Annotated in this window: 18 protein-coding genes; 10 read left to right on the forward strand and 8 right to left on the reverse strand. The window is 49.1% G+C overall.

Going from position 1 to position 23,610, the window contains the following annotated elements; all coding sequences use genetic code 11:
• The first annotated feature begins 132 nt into the window (after positions 1-132).
• From NST47_RS02075 to NST47_RS02110, 8 genes are all read left to right on the forward strand, one after another.
• Complete coding sequence (locus NST47_RS02075; protein ID WP_341153730.1) at positions 133-1,155, forward strand: response regulator transcription factor; 1,023 nt, start codon at positions 133-135, stop codon at positions 1,153-1,155.
• Complete coding sequence (locus NST47_RS02080; RefSeq protein WP_341153731.1) at positions 1,155-2,969, forward strand: cache domain-containing sensor histidine kinase; 1,815 nt, start codon at positions 1,155-1,157, stop codon at positions 2,967-2,969. Before NST47_RS02075 ends, NST47_RS02080 begins: the two co-directional genes overlap by 1 nt.
• Positions 2,970-3,085: 116 nt before the next feature.
• The gene (locus NST47_RS02085) at positions 3,086-4,060 is read left to right on the forward strand and encodes an ABC transporter permease (RefSeq protein WP_144026536.1); all 975 of its coding nucleotides are present in this window, start codon (positions 3,086-3,088) and stop codon (positions 4,058-4,060) included.
• A 15-nt stretch (positions 4,061-4,075) separates the two neighbouring features.
• Positions 4,076-4,969: a carbohydrate ABC transporter permease gene (locus NST47_RS02090; RefSeq protein WP_076233860.1), complete on the forward strand. Its 894-nt coding sequence runs from the start codon at positions 4,076-4,078 to the stop codon at positions 4,967-4,969.
• A gap of 19 nt (positions 4,970-4,988) precedes the next feature.
• On the forward strand, positions 4,989-6,644 hold the full coding sequence (locus NST47_RS02095) for an ABC transporter substrate-binding protein (RefSeq protein ID WP_341153732.1): 1,656 nt from the start codon (positions 4,989-4,991) through the stop codon (positions 6,642-6,644).
• Between the two features lie 232 nt (positions 6,645-6,876).
• Positions 6,877-9,189, forward strand: a complete 2,313-nt coding sequence (locus tag NST47_RS02100) for an AraC family transcriptional regulator (protein WP_341153733.1) — start codon at positions 6,877-6,879, stop codon at positions 9,187-9,189.
• Between the two features lie 167 nt (positions 9,190-9,356).
• On the forward strand, positions 9,357-10,970 hold the full coding sequence (locus tag NST47_RS02105) for an extracellular solute-binding protein (RefSeq protein ID WP_341153734.1): 1,614 nt from the start codon (positions 9,357-9,359) through the stop codon (positions 10,968-10,970).
• Between the two features lie 34 nt (positions 10,971-11,004).
• Positions 11,005-13,356 (forward strand): glycosyl hydrolase family 95 catalytic domain-containing protein, encoded by a 2,352-nt coding sequence (locus NST47_RS02110; protein ID WP_341153735.1) that lies wholly within the window; start codon positions 11,005-11,007, stop codon positions 13,354-13,356.
• 101 nt (positions 13,357-13,457) lie between these two features.
• Here the strand turns inward: NST47_RS02110 and NST47_RS02115 are convergent, their stop codons facing one another.
• Positions 13,458-14,135, reverse strand: coding sequence for a class I SAM-dependent methyltransferase (locus NST47_RS02115; RefSeq protein WP_341153736.1), 678 nt, complete (start codon positions 14,133-14,135; stop codon positions 13,458-13,460).
• Between the two features lie 177 nt (positions 14,136-14,312).
• Between NST47_RS02115 and NST47_RS02120 the strand changes: the two genes are divergently transcribed.
• The gene (locus tag NST47_RS02120; protein ID WP_341153737.1) at positions 14,313-14,639 is read left to right on the forward strand and encodes an MGMT family protein; all 327 of its coding nucleotides are present in this window, start codon (positions 14,313-14,315) and stop codon (positions 14,637-14,639) included.
• Positions 14,640-14,887: 248 nt separating this feature from the next.
• Here the strand turns inward: NST47_RS02120 and NST47_RS02125 are convergent, their stop codons facing one another.
• The 5 genes from NST47_RS02125 to NST47_RS02145 all read right to left on the reverse strand — a co-directional run bounded on the left by NST47_RS02125 (position 14,888) and on the right by NST47_RS02145 (position 19,742).
• A complete protein-coding gene (locus tag NST47_RS02125; protein WP_341153738.1) occupies positions 14,888-15,613 on the reverse strand; it encodes a DsbA family oxidoreductase in 726 nt (241 codons plus the stop codon).
• Positions 15,614-15,819: 206 nt separating this feature from the next.
• Positions 15,820-16,800, reverse strand: coding sequence for a FecCD family ABC transporter permease (locus NST47_RS02130; protein WP_341153739.1), 981 nt, complete (start codon positions 16,798-16,800; stop codon positions 15,820-15,822).
• Positions 16,800-17,819 (reverse strand): FecCD family ABC transporter permease, encoded by a 1,020-nt coding sequence (locus tag NST47_RS02135; RefSeq protein ID WP_341153740.1) that lies wholly within the window; start codon positions 17,817-17,819, stop codon positions 16,800-16,802. The genes NST47_RS02130 and NST47_RS02135 overlap by 1 nt, the downstream gene beginning before the upstream one ends.
• Positions 17,820-17,822: 3 nt before the next feature.
• The gene (locus NST47_RS02140; protein WP_341153741.1) at positions 17,823-18,821 is read right to left on the reverse strand and encodes an ABC transporter substrate-binding protein; all 999 of its coding nucleotides are present in this window, start codon (positions 18,819-18,821) and stop codon (positions 17,823-17,825) included.
• A 93-nt stretch (positions 18,822-18,914) separates the two neighbouring features.
• Positions 18,915-19,742 (reverse strand): helix-turn-helix transcriptional regulator, encoded by an 828-nt coding sequence (locus tag NST47_RS02145; RefSeq protein ID WP_341153742.1) that lies wholly within the window; start codon positions 19,740-19,742, stop codon positions 18,915-18,917.
• Between the two features lie 26 nt (positions 19,743-19,768).
• On the opposite strand from NST47_RS02145, the gene NST47_RS02150 reads away from it, so the two are divergent.
• Positions 19,769-19,939, forward strand: coding sequence for a hypothetical protein (locus tag NST47_RS02150; RefSeq protein ID WP_341153743.1), 171 nt, complete (start codon positions 19,769-19,771; stop codon positions 19,937-19,939).
• Between the two features lie 20 nt (positions 19,940-19,959).
• Here NST47_RS02150 and NST47_RS02155 read toward each other — a convergent pair whose 3' ends face one another.
• Positions 19,960-20,976: an LLM class flavin-dependent oxidoreductase gene (locus tag NST47_RS02155; RefSeq protein WP_341153744.1), complete on the reverse strand. Its 1,017-nt coding sequence runs from the start codon at positions 20,974-20,976 to the stop codon at positions 19,960-19,962.
• A gap of 155 nt (positions 20,977-21,131) precedes the next feature.
• Positions 21,132-23,420, reverse strand: a complete 2,289-nt coding sequence (locus NST47_RS02160) for a helix-turn-helix domain-containing protein (protein WP_341153745.1) — start codon at positions 23,418-23,420, stop codon at positions 21,132-21,134.
• Between the last annotated feature and the right edge of the window lie 190 nt (positions 23,421-23,610).

A 23,610-nucleotide genomic window follows, 5' to 3' on the forward strand; every position in this document is an offset into this window, starting at 1 on the left:
CATGAATATGTGAGCTGAAAGTCCGTTCCTCCGGGGACGGACTTTCGATTTTGAAGATCCTTTCGAGGTTTTGACGATATCCAAACGACAGCCGTTCATCGGATAATGACGATAGGATGGGGGGAAACACAAATGGCTACAATCTTTGTCGTTGATGACGAGCCGATTATCGGGATTGGATTGAAAGCGTTAATCGGAGAGTACAAGCGATTTCACGATATTCAGACGTTTACGGATAGTGTGAAGGCATTATCGCAGATGGTATCGAATCCGCCCGATGTTCTGCTAACCGATATTCGGATGCCTCGAATGGATGGTTTGGAGCTGTGCAGACAAATCCAGCTGCATAAGCTGTCCACACAAATCGTGGTTTTGTCGGGCCATGGGGACTTTGCTTACGCACAAAAAAGTATGTCCTATGGAGCCAAGGAATATTTGCTGAAGCCGATCACCGAGATCGAGCTTTTTCCAGTACTGGATAAGCTGCTTGCGGAACGAGAGGCTCCGGTATTTTCTTATGCCGATTTAGAGCGGTGGATCGATCAATTGGAAGCATCCATATGGATGCTGGATCGGATACACGTACAAGAGCTGCTCTCGCAGGGCAAGGAGGAGCTATTGGCGGGCGTTACAGGTGCTCATCTACGCCAGAGGGTGTTCGACGCCATGCTGCTGCTCGCCAGAAAGCTGAATGCCCGCGGCGTGTATCGATTTGAAACGGAATCATTGATGGCGGCCAATGCCGAGCATACGTTGACTTACGAGCAGTTCCAATCGGAGATAGCCGCTTGGCTCCAGCAATTGGGTGCACAACGTAATCACGAAACGATCAATGTGCTTGAAGCGGCTCTCTGCTATATCGATGCCAATCTATTCGATGAGAACCTCACGCTGGACCGTGTTGCCGAACGATTGGGCATTACGCCAACCTATTTCAGTCACTATTTTAAGAAAAAAACGAACGAAACCTTTGTCCAATACCGCTTGCGCAAACGAATGGAGAAGGCGAAGCAGCTGCTTGCTGTTCCGCATCACAAGATCATTGATATTGTTGGCGAGATCGGCTATGACAGCTATCCCCATTTTTCCAGAAATTTCAAGAAATCAACCGGTTATTCACCTACCGAATATCGTGCTTTGCTGGGGATCCAGTAATGAAGAAAAGTTTGGGGCGTAAAATTTACATTTATTTTGTCATTATTATTGCATTCACCCTGATCAGCGTGGCATTCACCGGATATTGGCGTTCGGCGAGCGAGCTGGAGAACCAGTACGAGGGCCTGCTCACGCAAATTGTTGATAATGTGGTTCACGAAACCGATCTGTTTTTGAAAAACTATGAGCGGGCCACGGTTTCGATTCTTACTTCTCCATTAGTGAAGGAAACGTTGGACCTTCCGAAAGGCTCCAACTTCTATACAGCCGAAAATGCGATCAAAACAGGTGTGTTCCAATCGGTTCTGATCAACAATCCGGAAATTTCGATGACCTACATCGTGGGGTATAACGGCTTTCGGGCAACGGATTTCAATATTCATATCGTATCGTTTAATTATAAAGGCTTTGAGGAATACGTCGAACAGCTTAAGGAAGACACAGGGTTAAATGGAAAGCTGATGATTCGGGATTCGGGATTTCTGGATGGCCATCTCACACTTGTGCGTCAGTTGGGCGACAGAACCTCCTCCAAATCGTTCAAGGGCATCATGGGCTTCGAGCTGCGAATTGGAGAGCTGAATACGCTTTGGAAAGGCATCAAGCTCGGAAAATCGGGATACTTCTTCATCGTCAATGAGCGGGGCAAAATCTTATATCACCCCGATTCGCAGCGTATCGGCAAGCAGCTGGACGGTAATCAATACAAAGCGGTGGAGGCCAATACGGATCAGACCTTCGAGCTGCCAGGTGAGCCTGGACGTGTGTTTTTCAGCCGCAAATCGGAGTATTCGGGGTGGACGCTCGTAGCGAGCATGTCGCGTAGTGAGCAGCGCCAGCCGATCTCGGATCTGCGCCAGACGACGATTATCGTAGGTATCCTGACTCTGGCACTGGCTTCGCTGCTCGCGTATCGATTCGGGCAATCCATCATCCGTCCGGTCCGGTTGCTGGAGAGCGGGATGCGGCAGACGGAAAGAGGACAGTGGACAAGAGTGCCGCTAACAGGCAGCCGTGATGAGATGGATCAGCTCATATCCAGCTATAACACGATGGTAGCCCGGCTGGAGGAGCTGGTGGAGCGTGTGTATGAAACCGAGCTGCATAATCAGGAAAATTTATTAAAGCGCCAGCTTGCTGAATTCCAGTCGCTGCAGCTGCAAATCAACCCGCACTTTTTGTACAACACACTGGAAATTATTATTTGCTATGCCGTTATCCAGAAGTCTGGGGAAATCAAGGACATCGTCCGTTCCTTATCCTATATGCTGCGGTATTCGATCCGTACCGACCTCGAGCAAATTACGGTGGCTAATGAACTGAAGCATGTGCTTTATTTTATGGAAATTATGAAATACCGGATTCAGCGCGATTTTGAAATTGACGTTCGCATACACCCGGATTGGCTGCTGAACAATATGGTTCGGCTAACGCTGCAGCCTTTGATTGAAAATGTGTTCAAGCATGCGTTTCAGGAGGGTATAGACGATTCTCATGCGATTGTGATCGACGCTTGGCAGGATTCCGTGGACTTTTGTGTGACCGTAACGGATAATGGCTGCGGCATGGAGCCAGACATATTATTAAGGCTGAACGAGCGGTTGATGCGCAGCCATGAAGAGAAATCGGGGTCACAGACCGGTTCCGAAGGAAGCATTGGACTTATGAATGTACACAACCGGATTCAGATGGTGTTCGGAGCGCAGTACGGGCTTACTGTGCAAAGCACGAAAGGCGAGGGGACGACGGTGACCATCCGCATGCCCAGCTCCAATGCTCCAATCATCACAAGTTCCCAAGCATATCCATCGTAAAAAAAGTCATAGGAGCGCAAATTATCAGTATGCTCCTACATACGCAATTTCGTATGCTGGGTATAGGAAAAATCAACTCAAATCCAAGCATTCGTTATCGAAAGAAGGAGGAATCTATGGAAGCATCAGCCAATCGAACTAACACCCGACCGGTTGCTTTCTTGAAAAAGGACAGTCTCATGACCAGACTGCGTAAGAACATGTCCAGCCGCTGGCAATTGTATCTGCTCATGCTGCTTCCGATTATTTATTTAATCATTTTCAAGTATGTGCCAATGTACGGGGCTATTATTGCCTTCAAAAATTACATCCCGACTAAAGGAATCTGGGGCAGCGAATGGGTGGGTCTCAAATACTTTTATCGTTTTTTTGAGTCCTATGAATTTGTACGGATTATGCAAAACACGCTGCTGCTCAGCTTCTACAGCTTGGTTGCCGGGTTCCCGTTTCCGATCATTCTGGCATTAAGCTTGAATTATGTAAATTCCAGATTTTTCAAAAAGTCGGTACAGATGATCACCTATGCGCCGCATTTTATTTCCGTCGTCGTCATGGTCGGGATCGTGCTGCAGATGATGGACCCGCGTATCGGACTCATTAACACGCTGATGAGATATATCGGGCTGCCGACCATCAACTTTATGGGTATGCCGGAATGGTTCTCACACATCTTTGTCTGGTCCGGTATTTGGCAGAACGTCGGGTTTTCCTGCATCGTCTATCTGGCTGCGCTTGCGGCCGTTGATCCTGCACTGCATGAGGCGTCCGTCGTGGATGGAGCGAACAAAATACAACGAATGTGGCATATCGATGTGCCGGGTATTATGCCGGTAGCCATTATTTTGCTCATTATGAACACTGGTCATGTGCTGGATGTCGGCTTCGAGAAAATCCTGCTGCTGCAAAATCCGCTGAACACAAGCGCCTCTGAGGTCATCGATACGTTCGTATACAAAGTGGGCTTGGCATCGACAGCGATTAATTACTCCTATTCGGCTGCAATCGGATTGTTTAAATCAGTGATCAATCTAGTTCTTCTCGTACTGGTCAATCGAATAGCCAAAAAAGCGGGACAAACAAGTCTCTGGTAGAAAGGGATGTTATGCATGACAGGAACAATTAGAGAAAGTGCGGATGATAGAGTATTTACGATCGTCAATTACATCATCCTGTTTATTTTTACGATTACGATTTTATATCCGCTTGTCTATATTGTTAGCGCTTCCTTCAGCTCATCCTCGGCGGTTGTTTCCGGCAAGGTTTGGCTGTATCCGGTGGAGCCTACACTAGCGGGCTACGAGGCGGTGTTCAAGCACCGACTGATCGGCTCGAGCTTCTTGAACTCGGTATTTTATACGGTAGTGGGTACGGTGATCAATGTATTCATTACATTAATCGCAGCTTATCCGCTATCCCGCAAAGATTTCATGCCGCGCAATGTGATTATGGCCTTGTTCGTATTCACGATGATGTTTTCCGGAGGTTTGATTCCATCGTATCTGGTCGTGAAGGGACTTGGTATGATTGATACCCGATGGTCGTTGATCATTCCGGGGGCTCTCGCCGTATGGAATATGGTTATTGCCCGTACGTATTTTCAAACCACGATACCTGACGAGCTGCTTGAAGCGGCCCAAATGGACGGCTGCAGTGATCTCACTTTTGTGCGCAAAATCGTGATTCCGGTATCGGGTCCGATTATTGCGGTAATTGCCTTATTTTATGCCGTAGGTCACTGGAATCAATATTTTAATGCACTGTTGTATTTGAAGCATCAGGAGCTTTACCCGATACAGCTGGTGCTCCGTGACATTCTTGTACAAAACGAGGTAGATGCGTCAATGATTACCGATCTTGCCGATCAAGCAGCCAAGGAAGGCTTGCGGGAGCTGCTGAAATTTTCATTGATTGTAGTTTCAACGCTGCCTGTTCTTATTATTTATCCATTCATTCAACGGCATTTTGTTAAAGGAATGATGATCGGATCGCTAAAAGGATAATAAGGGGAGAGATAGGTATATGAAAAAAAGATTAACGGTGCTACTTTCTGTAACAGCCTCATTGGCTTTGCTCGCGAGCGCTTGCTCAACCCCGAACAAACCCGAGGGCAATGCCGCTGGAAATAAGGAGGCAGGCAGCAGCGATCAGGTGACGGAAGCGGGTGTATTCCCGATCACGAAAGAAAAGACAACACTCAAGGTTATGGTCAAGGGCTCCAGTATTGTCGAGAATTTTGCTACCAATGAATTTACGAAGTGGCTGGAGGATAAAACCAACATTCACATCGACTGGGAGGTTGCCCCGGAAAAAACGTTTCAGGAAAAGCTCAACGTATCGCTCGCCAGCGGTGATTACCCGGACGTACTGCTCAATATAAGCGTGTCTCCAATCCAGCAGTCCATCTATGGAAAAGACGGTGTGTTTGTCGCACTGAATCCTTACATTGATAAATACGGCGTCGAAATGAAAAAGATGTTCCAGCAGGTCGATTACGCAAAGGATCTTATGACGATGCCGGACGGAAACATCTATTCGGTCCCTCAGGTCAATGAATGCTACCACTGTGCGCTTGGTCAAAAAATGTGGATTTACAAGCCATGGCTGGATAAGCTTGGATTGAAGATGCCGACCACAACCGATGAGTTTTATCAGGTGCTCAAGGCATTCAAAGAAAAGGATCCGAATGGAAACGGCAAGCCGGATGAAATCGCGCTTGTAGGCGCTACGAACGGACCTTCCTCGACGCTCGATTTATTTTTGACCGGGTCGTTTCTGGAGAAGGACTTCAACCTGCGCTTCGTTAAGGATGGCAAGGTACAGGTGGCCTATAACCAACCGGAGTGGAAGGAAGCCTTGAAATATATGAACAAGCTGTATGCGGAGGGCCTGATTGCCCCGCAATCGTTCACACAGGATCGGAACCAGCTGAAGCAAATGGGCTTGAATCCGGAAATTCCAATAGCCGGAGTCATAGCTTCGCAAAATCAGACCGTATTTGTCGATGTTGACAGTCCGCGGTTCAAGGACTACGTCTCGATACCACCGCTCAAAGGTCCTGCTGGTGTACGTTCAACCGCGTATAACCCTTATGCAGTGTCCACGGGTCAATTCGTTATCACCAATAAGACGAAAAATCCGGCTGCCGCCTATCGTCTGGCTGACCTCCTGCTCTCCGAGGAAGCGACGCTTCGCAGCACGCAAGGCCGCCCCGATCAGGAATGGGTACGCCCGGCCCAAGGAGAGCTCGGACTTAATGGGAAGCAGGCGGTCTGGAAGCCGATTGTGACGTTTGGCAAGCTGCAAAATATTCACTGGGCACAGTCGGGACCGTCGCTTCGAACGAATGAATGGCGGTTAAGTGTAGCGGCAGATCCTAAGAACCCGCTTGAAATCATCCTGTATAACGAAACGAAGGACAATTATTTTCCTTACAAGATCGATGTGAGCAAAATCGTGCCACCGATATTTTTCACCAATGAGCAGGCTGAAGAGCTGGCCAATCTGGAGAAGACGATTACGGACTACAGGACCGAATTTTTTGCCAAAGGCGTTACGGGCGCTCTGGACATCGACAAGGAATGGAACAATTATTTGGCCACACTCGATAAAATGAACCTGAAGCGCTACCTGGACATTTACCAGCAGGCCTACACACAGTTCAAGTCCAAAAAGTAAGATTAGAGCCATAACAGGAGAGCTTTTGTTGAGAGGCGGTAGAGCTTAAGTGCCGTAATCAGCAAAGGCTCTTTATTAATACCCAATGCGAATAGCTGGAAGTACAGGTTCAGCGCTAAAAGGTAAAGGCTGCTCTGCTGATAGTTACAGCTACCTATTCGAGGTATGGTACACTGAAAGGAGAAGCATAAATCCAACGCATCCAGAGTGCGCGACAAAGGGAGTCGTGTCTATGGGCTTGACCCGTAATCCATTCAATAAACGCAGCGTGTTGGTCACATGGTTCGTTTCCTATGTATCTGTTTTGCTCGTTCCGATGTTGATCAGCGGACTTATTTATACAGCAACCTGGCATGTGGTGGAGGCGGAGGTCAATCGCTCCAACGAATCGATTCTGGGCCAGACAGAGCAGGCCATCGACAACAGTCTCCTCGGTATTGAAAGGCTCAGCATAGAGATCGCCCTTAACAAGCGTGTGGCTGGTTTCATGAATACAACGCTGCCGCTAACGGATAGTGACCGATATGATCTGTTCAATATCGTCAACGATTTGCGCGTGTATAAGGTGGCGAACGATTATATCGAGCAAATCTTTGTATATTACAAGAATAGCGATACGGTTTTATCGACCAGGGATCATATGGACAGCCGTACGTTGTACAGATCTGTTCGCGGAAGCGAAGATAAGAGCTATGAGCAGTGGAAGGCCTTTTTCGATAAGCGTTATATGAAAGAGTATGTACCTATGCAGTATGGAGACGGTGAGCAGTTCGAGAAGGCTATCGTGTACGCCAAATCGGCAACACTGGACAATTCAGACCAGTCCGGGGCTGTGATCCTGATCGTGATCAAGGATTCCAAGCTGTTGGGCAGCATGATGCCGGCCCCTAACGCTTCCCTTGCGATTCTGGATTCACAGAATCGCCTTGTTGCATCCAAGGGACTCGTACAGAGCCCCGCATTTTTAACCTATGATCGGCTGCTTGGCGCCAAAGGACTTTTCTATGAAGAGGACAATGGGAACCGATTGGCGTTGTCCTATACGACCTCGGAGATTACGGGCTGGAAGTATGTTTCGATCATTCCGGCCGAGCTGTTTGACGACAAGATGCTGTATTTGAAGAAGCTCATCATCATGAGTCTCGTATTGTGTATCTTGATTGGTGGACTTGTCGCCTACATCTACCTGAGGAGGAATTATACACCGATCAGCCTGCTGATCCGTAGTTTTTCGCTCAAATCGGGTGTGTCCTTCGACGAGGGCTCCAACGAATATTTATATTTGCAGGCTGCACTTAACAACACATTTGACGAAAAAGAGAAAATTGATAGCAGGCTGATGCAGCATAGCGATGTGATCCGTGCGAGCTTTCTTCAAGGATTGCTCAAGGGAAGGCTGGATCATAATATTCCACTGCATGAGTCACTCGCAGCGCATGATCTGCGAATAGTTTCCACCGATTTTGCCGTCCTGCTGTTCCATATTGAAACGTATGGCAAATTTCAAGCGGAAGGAACTGCCGATCCACGGAAAATCAAGCTGCTGCATTTCATCATTCTGAACGTTGCCGAGGATGTGGCAGGTGAGCAGCATCAGGTATTCACGACGGAAATGGATAATATGTCGGTGTGTATTGTTAATTTCGCTGCACAACCCGATGAGCTGGAGCTGAAATTAATGGCAGAGCGGGTGCAATCATTCCTGTTCGACCATTTTCACGTCCATCTTACGGTGTCTATCTCCTGTATTCATCATGATTTATATGCGATACCTACTGCCTATCAGGAAACGCTGGAAGCGATGGAATACCGTATGGTGATGGGGAGCGGTGAAATTATTCGCTATGCGGAGCTGCCGATTCCTCGTGCGTCCGGGGAGCCCGGAAGCTATTATTATCCGCTCCATGTTGAGCAGCAGTTGATTAACTTTGTGAAAATTGGTGATTTTGAACGTTCACGGGAATTGATCGAAGAGATCATTCGCAGCAATGTGGGGGAAATTCCGATTTCCGTTTCCTTCGCCAAATGTCTGATGTTCGATTTGATCAGCACACTACTGAAGACCATGAGTGAGCTTCATACAGTCGATAAGTCCAAGGTGCTGGAGCATGCCGATCCTATTGAACGTCTGATTGGCTGCGAAACGATCAAAGATATGCAGGCACAGATTGTCGAGGTACTGGAGCAGGTGTGCAGCACGGTTGCCAATGATCACAGACACATGCATAACCCGCTTGCCGGGCAAATTATTGAATATGTCCAGGCGAATTTCTGCAACAGCAATCTAAATATCTCGATGATCGGTGAGGCGTTCAGTCTGACACCTTCCTATGTGTCCAAGCAGTTCAAGACGTATACGGGTGAGGCGCTGTTGGATTACATCAATAAAACCCGTATGGAGGAAGCCAAGAAGCTGCTCACGCTGCAAAATCTGACAGTTACAGAAATCGCCGGAAGAGTGGGATATGCGGACATCAATACGTTCAACCGGATTTTTAAAAAGCTCGAAGGCATCACGCCGGGCAAATATAAGGATCTGCAGTAGCCGCTGCTGTTCCGGGTTACTAAGGTTAGGGGCTTGAATGGTTGATGGATTTGCGATTTTAATGATCGATTTGCGATTTTGATGGGTTTCCTTAACCGGGAGCCCCCTGCATAATAGCTTGTAGGGTAGACAGATGCAGCATACTTAGGGGAATTGAGGGAACTACCATGCCTATACAAAGGAATGTCAACCCGCGCCATATTTCAGTGTGCTTGCTGGCAGCGATATGCCTTCTTTCAGCCTGCAGCTTGGAGACGGCACCACAGCAGGATGCGGCCAAGTCAACAGCGGAAGCTTCCAGGGAGCTGAATCGGGATCAGACGCAGGGAACTTTAACCTCATGGGAGCCGATCAACACGAATCTGTTTACTATCGTCAATAATATGGCGGAAACGCCGTTTGGCAAGCAGCTGGAGAAGGACACGGGCATTAAGGTGAAGTATATGCACCCCGCTGATGGGCAGGCGAAGGAGCAGTTCAACCTGCTGATTGCCTCCAACCATTTGCCGGATGTGATTGAGTATGATTGGAATAGTGCTTATCCGGGCGGTCCGGAGAAGGCGATGGCTGATCAGGTCATTATTCCATTGAATGATTGGATCGACAAGAAGGCACCGAACTTAAAAAAGCTGCTTCAAAGCAATAAGGAACTCGACAAAATGGTTAAAACCGACAGCGGCAAATATTATATATTTCCGATGGTTCGACCGGATAACGGGCTTGTATTCCGAGGGCCGATGGTTCGAAAGGATTGGCTTGATGAGCTGGGGCTTGCAGTACCGACGACGATCGATGAATGGTATACCGTATTGAAGGCGTTCAAGGAGCACAAAGGTGCTTCGGCACCGCTTACTGCGATGTATAGTAATGAACTGATGATTCAGGACGCTTTTATCGGGGCTTACCGGACTGCCAATCGCTATTATATCGATGACCAAGGAATTGTAAAATACGGGCCTATCGATCCCCAGTTCAAGGAAGCGCTGACACTACTGAGGAAGTGGTATGCTGAAGGGTTGATCGATAAGGATTTTGCATTGAATAATGATTCGAAAGCATTGGATAACAGGATGCTAAGCGACAGCTCAGGGGCAACCGTTTATTTGGTCAGTGGTGGCATGGGGCGCTGGATGGAGACGGGCAGGAAAAAAAATTCCCAATTTCAGCTGGTGGGTGCTCCCTATCCTACGTTAAAGAAGGGCGAGCGGGCGTTCATTGGGCAGCGTGATTTTCAATATGCGCCAGTGGGCAGCAAGGCTATCTCAGCCGCCGCGACAAATCCCGAGCTAGCCGTCCAGTGGCTTGACTATGCCTTCAGCGAACAGGGAAGTCAGCTGTTCAACTTCGGCATTAAAGGCGAGAGCTATGAGGTTATGAATGGAGTGCCACAGTACACCGATAAGATGTCGAGGAGCGGGAAGTACAATTTCCAGCAAATGATTTCACAGTACACTAAGCCTAACGGTCCCTTTCTTGGAGATCGACGCAAGAGCTTCAATACGTTCCCCGAGCAGGAAGAGACGATCCGGATATGGGAGCAAACGGATGCCGCCAAGCATGTCATGCCGTTATTTCTAACGCCTACGATAGAAGAAAGCAAGGAAATGGCGAAGCTGAACACGGCGATTACCAGCTTTAAGGAGGAAATGTTCCTTAAATTCATTACAGGCGTAGAGCCGCTGGATCGGTTCGATGACTATACGAGGCGGATTCAAGAGATGGGTGTGGATAAGGTCACCCGAATTTATCAGGATGCCTGGGATCGTTATAACAAGCGATAGGTTTGTATGAATAAATGGATAAAAGGAGGGGCCTATGCATAATCAGCATTTAGATGGTATCAAGCTTGATCTCGATTGGGAGTCCTATATGGGCAATCATGATATGGAATGGGTCGTGAAGCCAGTTTCGTGGGACGAAGGGGCATTCATTGGCAATGGTAATATCGGCGCGATGATCTATGGGGAGGAGCATTCGTCCAAGCGGCGGGTGCTGCGCTTTATTGTGGGGCGCACCGACATCACGGCAACACGAACCGACAGTACAGGCTTCAGTCCACGTGTGCCGATAGGGGAGCTTCATCTGGAGCTGGAGGGGATGATCTATCATCCGACCTGTATCCGAGTCGATTTGTGGAATGCAGAGGCATGTGCGGTTTTAACCACCACCCGGGGTGAAGTGCGTCTGCGGGCATTGGCCCATAGTGAAGAGACGATTATGGCTGTTGAAATCGAGACATCCGAAGGAGAGCACGGCGCCAATTTTGTCTGGTATCCGTACCCTGAGGTTGATCCCGTACTGATAAATGCCGATGGCATCAATCTCAATCAGTACATACCAAAGATTGAAGTGGAACGGAAGCGGGTTGTCCAAAGAAACGAAGCATCGGATACGAAAATCAATATAGAGACGAAGGGCAGAGCGGTGCCGGGGCATGCAGCAGACGTCGTTGAGGTCTGCATCCAGCGTTACTCACAGGGAGCTCCTGTCCCGCAGTCAGAAGGCTGCGTTAGTGCGTGGAATGAAGTTCATCTATCACCGAACCAAAGAATCTACTACCTATCCATTGAGAAGGGACACGACGAACAGGCGCAGGAGCAGGTTGTCCAGCATGTGATGAACGCAGTTTCCCGGAGCTTTGATGAATGGGTAGCTGCACACCGCGCTTGGTGGCACCGCTATTATCAACGAAGTCTGATCACGATTCCCGATGCCCGACTGGAGAGCTTTTACTGGATTCAAATGTACAAGCTCGCTTCGGCTACAAGAGCTGACAGACCGCTGATCGACAATCAAGGGCCATGGTTGGCCCCGACACCTTGGGCGGGCGTCTGGTTTAATATGAACGTGCAGTTGAGCTATTCACCTGTGTATACCGCGAACCGCCTCGATATCGGAGAATCCCTGGTGCGAACGCTGGCTGGCTGCAAGGAGCAGCTGATTGCGAATGTCTCTGAGCCTTATCGGGACGATTCGGCCGGACTTGGACGCAGCTGCAGCTACGATCTGCGCAGCGAGGTAGGCGATGAAGTCGGCAATCTGACCTGGATTTGCCATAATGTATGGCGGCAGTATCGCTACTCGATGGATGAAACGCTGCTGCGAGAGATGCTGTTCCCCTTGCTGCGTAGAAGCATCAATTTTTATTTTCATCTGCTGGAAGAAGCGGAGGATGGCAAGCTGCACCTGCCGCCAACCATTTCCCCGGAATACGGTTCTTTTATGAAAACGAAAGTCCGAGACTGTCATTATGATCTGGCGCTGCTGAGGTGGGGCTGCGAGACGCTGCTGTGGATGTGTGATCGACTGGAGGTAACGGACTCGCTGCACGATCAATGGGTGGACGTGCTGGAACGGCTCACGCCATTCCCGATCGATGAAACCGGGCTGATGGTTGGGCGCGATACACCGCTTGCTTACGGTCATCGTCATTTCAGCCATCTGCTGGCGGTGTTCCCGCTTCACTTGATCGGCAGCGACAGCTCTGAGGATAGAGCGCTGATCGCCAAGTCGCTTGAGCACTGGATTGGAAAAGAAGGTGACCTGCGCGGCTTCAGCTTTACGGGAGCAGCTTCGATTGCCGCCACTCTGGGACGAGGTGACGAAGCGCTTGGCTATTTGCAGACGCTGCTGCATATCATCAAGCCGAATACGATGTACAAGGAAGCTGGGCCTGTTATGGAAACACCGCTTGCTGGAGCGGAGTCGCTTCAGGATATGCTGCTGCAAAGCTGGGGGGATACGATTCGCATATTTCCGGCTGTGCCTACTGCGTGGCGAGAAGCTGCTTTCCATGATCTGCGCACCGAAGGGGCCTTTCTGGTCAGCGCGCAGCGTGAGAACGGGAGCACACGGTTTATCCGCGTGAAAAGCTTGGCAGGTGAGCCCTGCAGGATCAAGACAGGCTGGAGCGGCGCCGTTAATATGATGGCCATCGGGCCCGCGTCTGCATGGAGTGGGTCGGAATCCCATGCTGCTGGTGTGGTGGAGCTGCAGCCTGACGAACTTGGAGTGGTGGAATTGTCCTTGGTTAAAGGCGATGAAGTCGTTCTGTACCAAGGGGATACAGTCCCTGATCTGGTTATCCATGCTGCCGCTCAAATAAAGCAGCAGCCCATCCGCTATTTCGGCGGACATAAGCCTTGGCGTGTGCATGCAACAAGATGAGATAGCTTCACGGATATAAAGCGCGGCAGATTAATAAGGCAGCCTCAGGGAAGGAGTGTGCAGCGGGCAATTGAGCCAAGCCTTCCCTCGAGCAGCCGAGATTAGTTCTTTTTGCCGAAAAAAACAGCAAAATCGAGATATCTATACATGCAATCCACATCAGTGAAACCAGCCTGCTCCAGCCACTCGATTTGCTCGCCGAGCTTGGCGTTGATGTCGAGCTTTCTTCGTTCCACGGAGGCGTTGATAGACTCTCTGGAAAGGCCGCTGTCGTTAATATGGGCTAACCAGCGCTGCTTATGGTATTGATCTATCGCTGGGGTATTGCCCTGAACCTGATCAGCGTTGACAAATACACCGTCTGGATTCAGCAGCTGATAAACGGTTGCGAACAGCTGTCTTTTGGCAGGATGGGTCAAATGATGGATCGACAGCGAAGAGACGATAATGTCATACGATTCAGGAAATATGTAGCTGGAATAGTCACCGACGATGTATTGAACGTGATCTTCCTCACGAAACCGATGGCGTGCTCCCTCCAGCATTTGATCGCTGAGATCCATCAGAGTAAGGTGAGCGCTTGGGTATTTCTGCAGCACCATTCGGGAGAATAGTCCCGTGCCCGCACCCAAATCGAGTATACGGGGGGCTGGCTTTTGACTTTCCGTTAGCGATAGAGCCATCCCATAAAACTCATCGAAACAGGGGATCAATTGTTTTCGCTGCTGGTCATATTCATTGGCGACGGCGTCGAACAGTGTTTTGACTGATGGGTTCATATGAAAACCTCCTTGGTATGGGTTTCCTTCATTGTAGCGAGAGATGTATAATTGAGGAAATATATAAAATGAATGGTGACTATAGGGGAATCCTATATGTTGTCAAGGACTTCAGTTAGAAAAGCACAATAACATTCGGTATGTGCTTGTTCTGTCGAAGACGGGGAGGGGAACCGTATGAAGCCGTTCACGTTGAACGTTATCGCAATCATTAAAAGTATCCCTGAAGGGTATGTGATGACCTATGGGCAAATTGCCGAGCTTGCAGGCAGTCCGAGAGGGGCTAGGCAGGTTGTACGCATCCTGCATTCGCAAAGTCGGGTCCATCAGCTTCCCTGGTATCGTGTTGTGAATGCAAAGGGAGAAATTGCTTTTAATAATGAGGAGTCGCGCTTTATGCAGACGTTCCATTTAAATAGTGAAGGTGTAGCTGTGAGCGACGAAGGACGCATTGACCTGGAGCAGTACCGCTACATGCCGGACCTGGAAGGATTGCCGGAATGAGGTCCACTTGAAGTGATTTCTGAATGTTCTTGATCCGTCTCACTTCTTCAAACAAAAAAGTCTTCTTAATCAGTGGCTGACTAAGCTTATGACCCGTAGTAATAGAGCGCCTTTTTCAAGGTGTCCATCTTACAGGTCACAGTTCAGACAGGACGGATTGAAGACTTTTTTAATGATGTTATCCACTTAATGAAGCGCAGCTAGAGGTCCGGTGACGAACAAGCTCAGCATTCGAATCAGATGATAAGTTACGGCTTCTGCTGTGAAGGAGCACAAACCCCATCGTCACAAGCCTCACCCTCTGCTGTGCTGTCGGAAGTATTAAGAAGGGTCAGCGGCTGATCCTCTTCCCATGCCTTCTGCAGAGCACCCAAAAACACTTCGCTCGATTGTGCGCCTGAAATCGCATATTTGCGGTTGATCACGAAAAAAGGAACCCCGCGCACACCTAATTTGCCTGCTTCCTCCTCATCGTTACGGACCTCGGCTGTGAATGCCTGGCCAGCGAGCATCTGTAGAGCCTCCTCCTTGTTGAGACCGACTTCTGCGGCCAAAGCAGCTAAGGTCTGATGATCGCCAATATGCCTGGACTCAGTGAAATACGCATGCAGCAGACGCTCGGTCATTTCGCGCATAAGACCATGCTGGGCAGCGAAATGCGCCAATCGATGCGCGTCAAACGTATTCGTCAAAGTCATCGTGTCAAATTTAAAGGTCAGTCCAACGGATTGTGCCTGAGCGGCGACACCAGCATTCATTTCCTTGGCTTTCTCCAGGCCCATTCCATACTTGGAAGCCAGCATTTCATCTACGCCATGTGGAACATCACGTTCTGAATGGGCATCCAGCTCAAAGCTGCGGTAAATCACTTCGACGTGATTTTTGTTCGGGAACTGTTCAAGGGCCGCCTCAAAACGACGTTTACCAATATAGCAAAAGGGGCACATAAAGTCGGACCATATTTCAATATTCATAGTTAACCTCCAGGTAAGTGGGGATGTGATGGAAGCTCACGATTCCATCGATTCATTCTTACTATTTAGAAGTGTACTTGATGGCGAAGCATAAATCCAGCGCTGTAGAGCAAGTGGCCTAACTGGCAAAGCAGAATCGTTGAAGCTGCCCGCTGCACTGGATTAGCTCCATGCTGTGAATATCGAAAGGCTCGAATTACATTCGTTCAAGCAGGCTTGCTGCGTGCTTTTCTGAGTAAATATACAAAATAAGGTGCTCCGATGACTGCGGTCATGATCCCGACCGGAATTTCACGCGGGATGATCAGGATACGTCCCAGGCAATCGCCGAGCAGCATCAGGTCGGCCCCGATCAGCGCGGCGAGCGGGATCAGCCATTGATGCCGGGCGCCAACAATACTGCGGGCGATGTGCGGTGCGATCAGGCCAATAAAGCCGATAGCGCCCACTGCCGATACCGATATGCCGGCGAGGGCCACAGCGAGCAGCAGCAGCCAAAAGCGCTGCCGTACAATGCTCAGGCCGAGCGAGGTTGTCGTTTCATCGCCAAGCTGGAACACATTCAGCTTGGAATAATGGAGCCAAACCACAGGCAGCAGCACCACGATCCAGGGCAGCAGCGAGTAGACGGCATCCCACCGCTTGCTCCACAAGCTCCCGGCCAACCAGAGCAGTGCCATATTAATGTCGGTTGGATGCATCACAATCAAATATTGCGTGCCCGCCTGAAAGACAGCTCCAATTGCAATGCCGATCAGCGCAAGCGAGGCAGGCGTCATGGTCAAGCGTTTGCTGAGCAGCAGTAAAATGCCAAAGGCGGCAAAGGCGCCGATAAAAGCAGCTATTGGGAGGAAATAGCCAGGCGCTTTGGGAAACAGAAAAATCACAGCGGAAGCAGCCAGTCCTGCACCTTTGGTAATGCCGATCACGTCGGGACTGGCCAGCGGATTGCGCACAACGCTTTGCAGAATGACACCGCCGACAGCCAAGCCACAGCCCGCCAGAATGGCGACAAGGACACGCGGCAGGCGAACCTCGTAAATGATAAAAAAGTATTTGTTATTTTCATGCAAAATGCTGGACCAAACGTCCTGAAAGGAAACGGGAACAGCTCCCAGGCGCAGCGAGACTACTGCTAGCACCAGCATCAGCACAAACGCCACAATCAAAGCAGCAGATTTTTTCATTAGCGGGCACCTCCCTTTTTGCGGGCCAAATAAATGAAGAAGGGGGCGCCGATCGCTGCTGTCACTATACCGACTGGAGAGTCATAGGGAAACGCGATAAACCGACTGAAGAAGTCGGCATATACAAGCAGTGTCCCTCCAAGCAAGGCTGTAAATGGTGCCAGCACATGAAGTTGATTCCCGACCAAAGCGCGTGCGATATGAGGGACAATCAGGCAGATGAAACCGATCGGTCCGCATATCGCAACTGCAGAACCGGCCAGTACAATAACAAGCAGCATGCTGATAGCACGAATGATCAATACCCGTTGTCCGAGTCCCGCCGCTACTTCATCATCCAGCAGCAGCAAGCGGAAGGAAGGCAGCATCAGGCCAAAGGCGAGCAATCCGCCGATAAAGAACGGAAGGATCGTGCCGATCTCCTTCCAAGCTGCTTGACTGACAGAGCCGACGAGCCAAAACATCATACTATCGGTAGTTTGCTGATTTAATATAATGAGTCCCTCCGTCAGCGAGGAGAGCAGAAAATGAATCGTAATCCCTGCCAGGGCCAAACGGACATATTGCTTCGAGCCAGTCCCTGCAAGTGTCCAGACGAGAAGTGCTCCGAGTGCGGCCCCGATAAAACCAAGGTAGACAGAGCCTGTAAGCGAAACATTCTTGATCACAACCAAACCAAACACAACTGCAATGGCGGCCCCGGCATTGATGCCGAATACGTGGGGAGAGGCCAGCGGGTTTTTGGTTGTGAGCTGGGTCAGCAATCCGGCGAGTGCCAGTTGAATGCCTACTATGCCTGCCGTTAAAGTGCGCGGCAGGCGCAGCGTCTGAATATAGAGATGATTTTTATCATGCCCTTGATACGTTAAGGCTTCATACAAGACACGCCAGGATATTTGCGCCTGGCCCCATTTGACACTGCAGAGGAATCCAATGACCAGTAACAGAAAGGAAGCAGAAAAAAGAAAGAGCAGAGACCTGGTTCGGTTCTGCTTTTCCAATTGGACCTTGTTTATCATCGTCTAGGCTCCCAGGTTTTTGAGGATATCCTCGGCGATTTTCTCGGACCCAAGCAATCCGCGTGATAGTGACCAGTCACGTCTTTCTACTGTAAATACTTTTTTGTTGGCAACGGCATCGATTTGCTTCCACAGCGGGTTGGTTTCCCATTGATTAACGATCGTTTCTTTCTCCGATGGCAGTAGGAACATGGCTTGCGGATTGGCTTCGACCAGCTGCTCCAGAGTAAGCTGCGGGTTGGCTGCTGTATTTTTTACGGGATCTGTAAATCCGAGCAGCATCAGGAAGGAGCCGCCAAAGGAGTGGTCCGAATGCGCATAGAAGCCCTTGGAATTCGTAACGGCTGGCAGTACACGCAAATTGGTGTTGGTCAGCTTCTTTTTTACAGCGTCGATTTTCGTTTGGTGCTCAGCAAGGCGCTTCTTGCCTTCTTCTTCCTTGCCGACTGCTTTTGCAATAATCGCATAGTTTTTGAGCATTTGATTATAGTCTGCTTGCGAATCGTCCAGAACGAGCAAAGGAGCGATCGCTTTTAATTGTGGAAGTGCATTTTTGTGCTTATTCAGGTCTGCAATAATCAGGTCCGGCTGCAGCGAGCTGATCAATTCGATATTCGGTTCGTAGCGGGACCCGACGGATGTATAGTTTTTCAATTGGCTTTTGACGCTATCCATGAACAGGTCTGGGCTGGAATCGTCAGCAACCCCAATCGGTAAGGTGCCTAAGGTAACCAGTGCATCCGTGAAGCTGAAGTCCATTGTGACGATTTTTACAGGTTTTTTGGCAAGCTCGACCGTTCCTTGTGCATCCTGAACGGTGATTTTACCTTCTGTACCTGCTGTCGGTGCTGGTGTTGCTGTTGTAGATGCTGCCGGCGCCGAGTTGGATTGTGGCGCTGCCCCGGATGGATTCGTAGTCGAGGTTCCGCAAGCGGCAAGGCTTAATGCTGTAAATAAGCTCACCAGTGCAATACTGAGTGGGCGTTTCATCCAAAGATTCATCTGTATGTCCTCCTGAAAATGATTATTATTATCATTTGGATTATAGCCGATTCCTTTTGAAAGTAACATATCTAATCGTTAGATTGGACATGTCTAATCTTTAGATGTTCGATCCGTATTTTTGGGAGCATGGTTTTGCTGAAAGATGGAGGGGGAAGCTCCGGTTATCTTTTTGAACACCCTGCTAAAATGAAAATAATCGACGTAACCTACTTTTTGGGCAATTTCTTTGGCGAGCAGGTCGGTTTGCTGAAATAGGAGCTTGGCTTTTTCAATACGCAGATTGTTGACATACGTCATTAAGGTTTCACCGGTATGTTTTTTGAACAGCACGGTGTAATGGCCCTCACTCATACCAGCGCGACGCGACAGCATAGGCAGTGTCAGCTTTAGCATGTAATGCTCATTGATATAAGAGATGGTCTCCTCGATTGAATTCACAGAGGACTTGAATTCCTCCCGCATCCGCGATTCGTACAAATAAATGAACAGAATTCGCTCCAACATCAAACGTTTTCGAAACTGCTGTGCCGCCTCTTCATCTACGGAATGGGTGTCGATCTCGTTCATGGTGCGCAGCAATTCTTCGATCATATAGTGGATTTTAATTTCACTCATCGTATGGAGCGGCCCATAGAGAGTCCAGGTGCTAGTCTCCGGCTGCACGTGGTAGGTGATAACGACGTATTCCGCTTCTTTGGTTTTGGGAACTTGAATGTAGTAAGGACTATTGTCTGGATGACATGCAAAGCCTTGTGTACAAACGACAGGCTCCTGATCTTTGGCAGAGATGAGAAGATGCCCGCGTTGGACGATGATTAACTGATGGCTTTGGCCGGGGGTGACAACGGTTTGGGAGCTGTGACTTGGAGTGATCGCGTCAAGCGTGGGAATGAACTGTACGAGCTGTTGGAAGTACATGGCGGTTTGGCCTTCTTTGCATGTTGATGGATAACCGGAATATAGGCATATCGGGATTTCGGCAGGTACTGTCGTATTCCCATACAATAGGCTGCGCGGCGGGATTCCGTTACGCCTTGTTCGAGGCAATGGACAGCGTGGCCATTGGCTACGCTGCCACCTCGAGGAATATCCTTTCCCTTATGCTTGCTGCATAGGATGGAGGCTAAGGATTGAATTAAGCGTGATCTCCGGCGTTCACGAGCTCTGCCAAATATTGATAAGAACGTAAACGGGCCTTATGCTCATAGATTTGTGCGCTCACAATGATTTCGTCGGCTCCTGTATCCTGCAGGACCTGCTGAAGCTTCTTCTGAACCGTTGCTTTATTACCTGTAATCGTATAGCTCAGCTGCTTGCGGATATGAGCCTCTTCCTGAAGATTCCACAGTGCGTCCATGCTGTCGACAGGCGGATTAAGCGGACCTGTACGACCACGAATGAGGTTAAGGAACTGCTGCTCCTGGGAGGTTGCCAGCTTGCGGGCTTCCTCATCGGTATCGGCAGCAACAATGTTCAGGCCAACCATGGCATAAGGCTTGTCCAGCGACTCCGAAGGACGGAAGCTGCTGCGGTACAGGTCCAATGCGGGCAGCAAATAATCGGGAGCAAAATGGCTTGCAAAGGCGAAGGGCAGACCAAGATGTCCGGCGAGCTGCGCGCTGAAGCCACTTGAGCCTAACAGCCAGATCGGGATGCTGAGGCCCTCGCCTGGAATGGCCCTTACCCCAACGGGCCGTGCCTCCGGTGTATTATCCAGATAAGCGCGAAGCTCGCTAAGCAGATCGGGGAAATCATTGCCGTCGCTGCCCAGGCCGCGACGCAGCGCTCTTGCAGCGGGCTGGTCCGAGCCCGGCGCTCTGCCGAGTCCAAGATCAATGCGACCGGGATACATCGATTCCAGTGTGCCGAACTGCTCGGCAATGACCAACGGAGCATGATTAGGCAGCATGATGCCGCCCGACCCGACGCGTATCTTTTGGGTGCCTGAAGCAACATAACCAATAACAAGCGAAGTTGCAGAGCTGGCAATCCCCGGCATATTGTGATGCTCAGCAAGCCAGTAGCGGTGATAACCCCACTGCTCGGCATGGCGTGCGAGATCAAGGGTGTTTTTAAAGGAATCTGCCGCTGTGCCGCCCACAACAATAGGGGCTAGATCCAGCACAGAAATCGGGATATCTCGAGTAAGCATCGTATAGTTGCCTCCTGTCAGTTAGATCGATATAAAAAGCTGCTGAGACCATCCAAAGACGTTGTCACAGGCTACTACTAAACGCAGTATCTCTATTATATAAAAAATGCATCGAATAAAACAGGCCGCCCTCAAACAGGAGGCCCAGAGCCTGATTATCTGTGATCTAAACTTTCAGTGTCAGCCGCTAGTACTTTATTTTTCCGGTATTCCCCTGGAGGCATGCCAATCATCTTCTTGAACATGCGGATAAAAGAGGTGACGTTACGGTAACCGATCAGGACGCTGATCTCCTGTACGCTGAGAGCATTATCGGACAGCAGCTCCTTCGCTTTGTTGATGCGAATAGCATTAATGTGATCGCTGAAATTGGCTCCTGTTTTTTCCTTAATATAGACGGACAGGTAGCCTACAGAAATGTTCAATTTGTCGGCAAGCTGGTCGAGCGATACATCGTCCGCGAACCGCTTCTCAATGTAATCCATGACGAAAGTGATGGCGGGGTCCTGTTCGTTCTTTCTGGACCGGATGACGGCTGCGCTGGTTTGAAACAGCTCCGCATAAAATTGCTTGAACTGGTCAAGTGTATAGCATTCCTCCATGAGCACCAGCTGCTGCTGGTGATAAGAGGAACCATTCACATCGATTCCATAAGGCTCTAACAACTTCACGACCCTGGCAATGACCCCCTCGGCAAGCTGCCTCAATTGCTGAACGCTGACCCCTCTTTTGTCCAGCTGATAGAGCATTCGGTTCATAAACGTTATGCAGTTAAGATCATTGCCTGCTTGCAGGTTGGCGTATAGCTCCTGCTCCTGCGGCACAGTGAATACCAGCTGGGTAGGCGTGCTGCTGCGTTCCCGAATCACCTGACTTTCATCCACGGGCCTTGCCAACTGGACCATGTCCAGCACCTCGCGATAAGCTTCATTGAATTGGGACGATTGCTCATATGCCGAGCTGATGGCCATTGTCACAAGGAAATAGGCTTTATCACGGTCTACGATCGTCTTCAGCATCATGAGTGCGCGGTCCAGCTCATCTCTTACATCTGTACCGCAGATCAATGACAGTATTTGATTATTCTCCATTTGAAACGTCTGTGAAGAAGGAAAACGCTCGGAGAAGAGGACCTTAATATACTCCTGAATGTAGTAGGCCATGCGGTCTGTTTTCATTTCACTGTCCTCTACGGAGCGCGTCTTGAAATGAAGCTGAAACAGTACGATGATGAAGGGCTCATCCATTTCGGCGATATCCTTCCAGTCATTGATGTCAGAGGTTATCGCCTTCAGCTTGTTGATGTAGCCAAAGCTGGTCAGGAGTGATCGTTTGTCCACCAGCTCTTGGTGAACCGCATCTTTCTCGTCCAGTAATTGGCGGATGTTTTGGTGAATCAGATCGAATTCATGAATGGCGCTCTCCAGCTTGACGGGGTCACGACGTAGAATCGAGTTGACCATCTGCTTGACCGGTTGATTGAGCTTGCGGCTGAAAAATACGGAAGTAAGCAATCCGATTATAATGGACACCGCAAATATCAGAACCAGCGTCCAGCTGGCATTCTTTACTTTGGAAGCAATATTGGAATAAGGTACGGCCGTCACATAGGTGAGAGGCGAGCCTTCATTTTTCTCAAAGAAGAAGTAATAATCTCCAGACAAGCCGTATTCTTTTCCGTCAAGAAAAGTAGGAATATCCCTTGCAGACAGCTCCCCTGGAGAGCTATACAGCAGCGATCCATCCTCTTGCACAATCATGAACTGCCGATTATCCTCTGTGCCATAGAAGGCTTCCTTCATCAAACGGGCATCCAGTAACGCAATCACCTGATAGTTGGATGATGGCATACGGAATGAGAAGGGTATGAGCTGAGCCTTTATTGAAGAATTCAGGTTGGTTACGGTAAACGTTTTTTCCGGATGCAGCACATAATTGCTGGTCCGGTAAAATTGATTCTTCCAAAAGAGTGAAGGATAGTCGTTGCTTACATAAAACTGTGAAAACATCATATCGGCATGGACGCTGCCTTCCTTTTCAATAACAAGGGAGCGGGAATTGAAATAGATCAGCAAATTATTAAGATAAAACATCGGATTGTAAGCCTGAGAACGGATAACCTTCAGTGGATCCGTTGCTGTCCAGAACTCGACGTCCGCTTCGCTCTTCTTCATCAACTGACGGTTAAACGCAACAGTGGCTTCATTCATGTACATATCAAATAAGAGAGTCTTGATCCGTTCAAAGTGAGTCTGGTAACGTTCTGACGTATTTTTCAGCATTAAGCGGTTATATTGGATGATTTCATTTTGTACGATATTGCTGAACAAATGAACGGATAACAGGTTAAACCCGGAAAACAGAACAATGATGACTAGAAAGCTGGAAAAAATTTTGACAATTAGCTTTTGGCGGTTCAGACTTACCCATTTCAAGCGCAGCATGCTCCTTTTGTCTTGTTAATCTTATTGTGGGTACAGCTTTTTCATTATACCTTATAACGCATTTTGTAGAAGCTGACTCTTTTTTATAAAGTTATCATTTTATCATCGACATCATGAGTTGGAAGGTAACAAAAAAAATGTGAATTTGATTCCTCGCAGCCCTCTGCTATGATCCGGAAAGAACAAGTAG

Origin of the sequence: Paenibacillus sp. FSL H8-0034, assembly GCF_038000305.1 — a bacterium.
Classification (GTDB): Bacteria; Bacillota; Bacilli; order Paenibacillales; family NBRC-103111; genus Paenibacillus_S.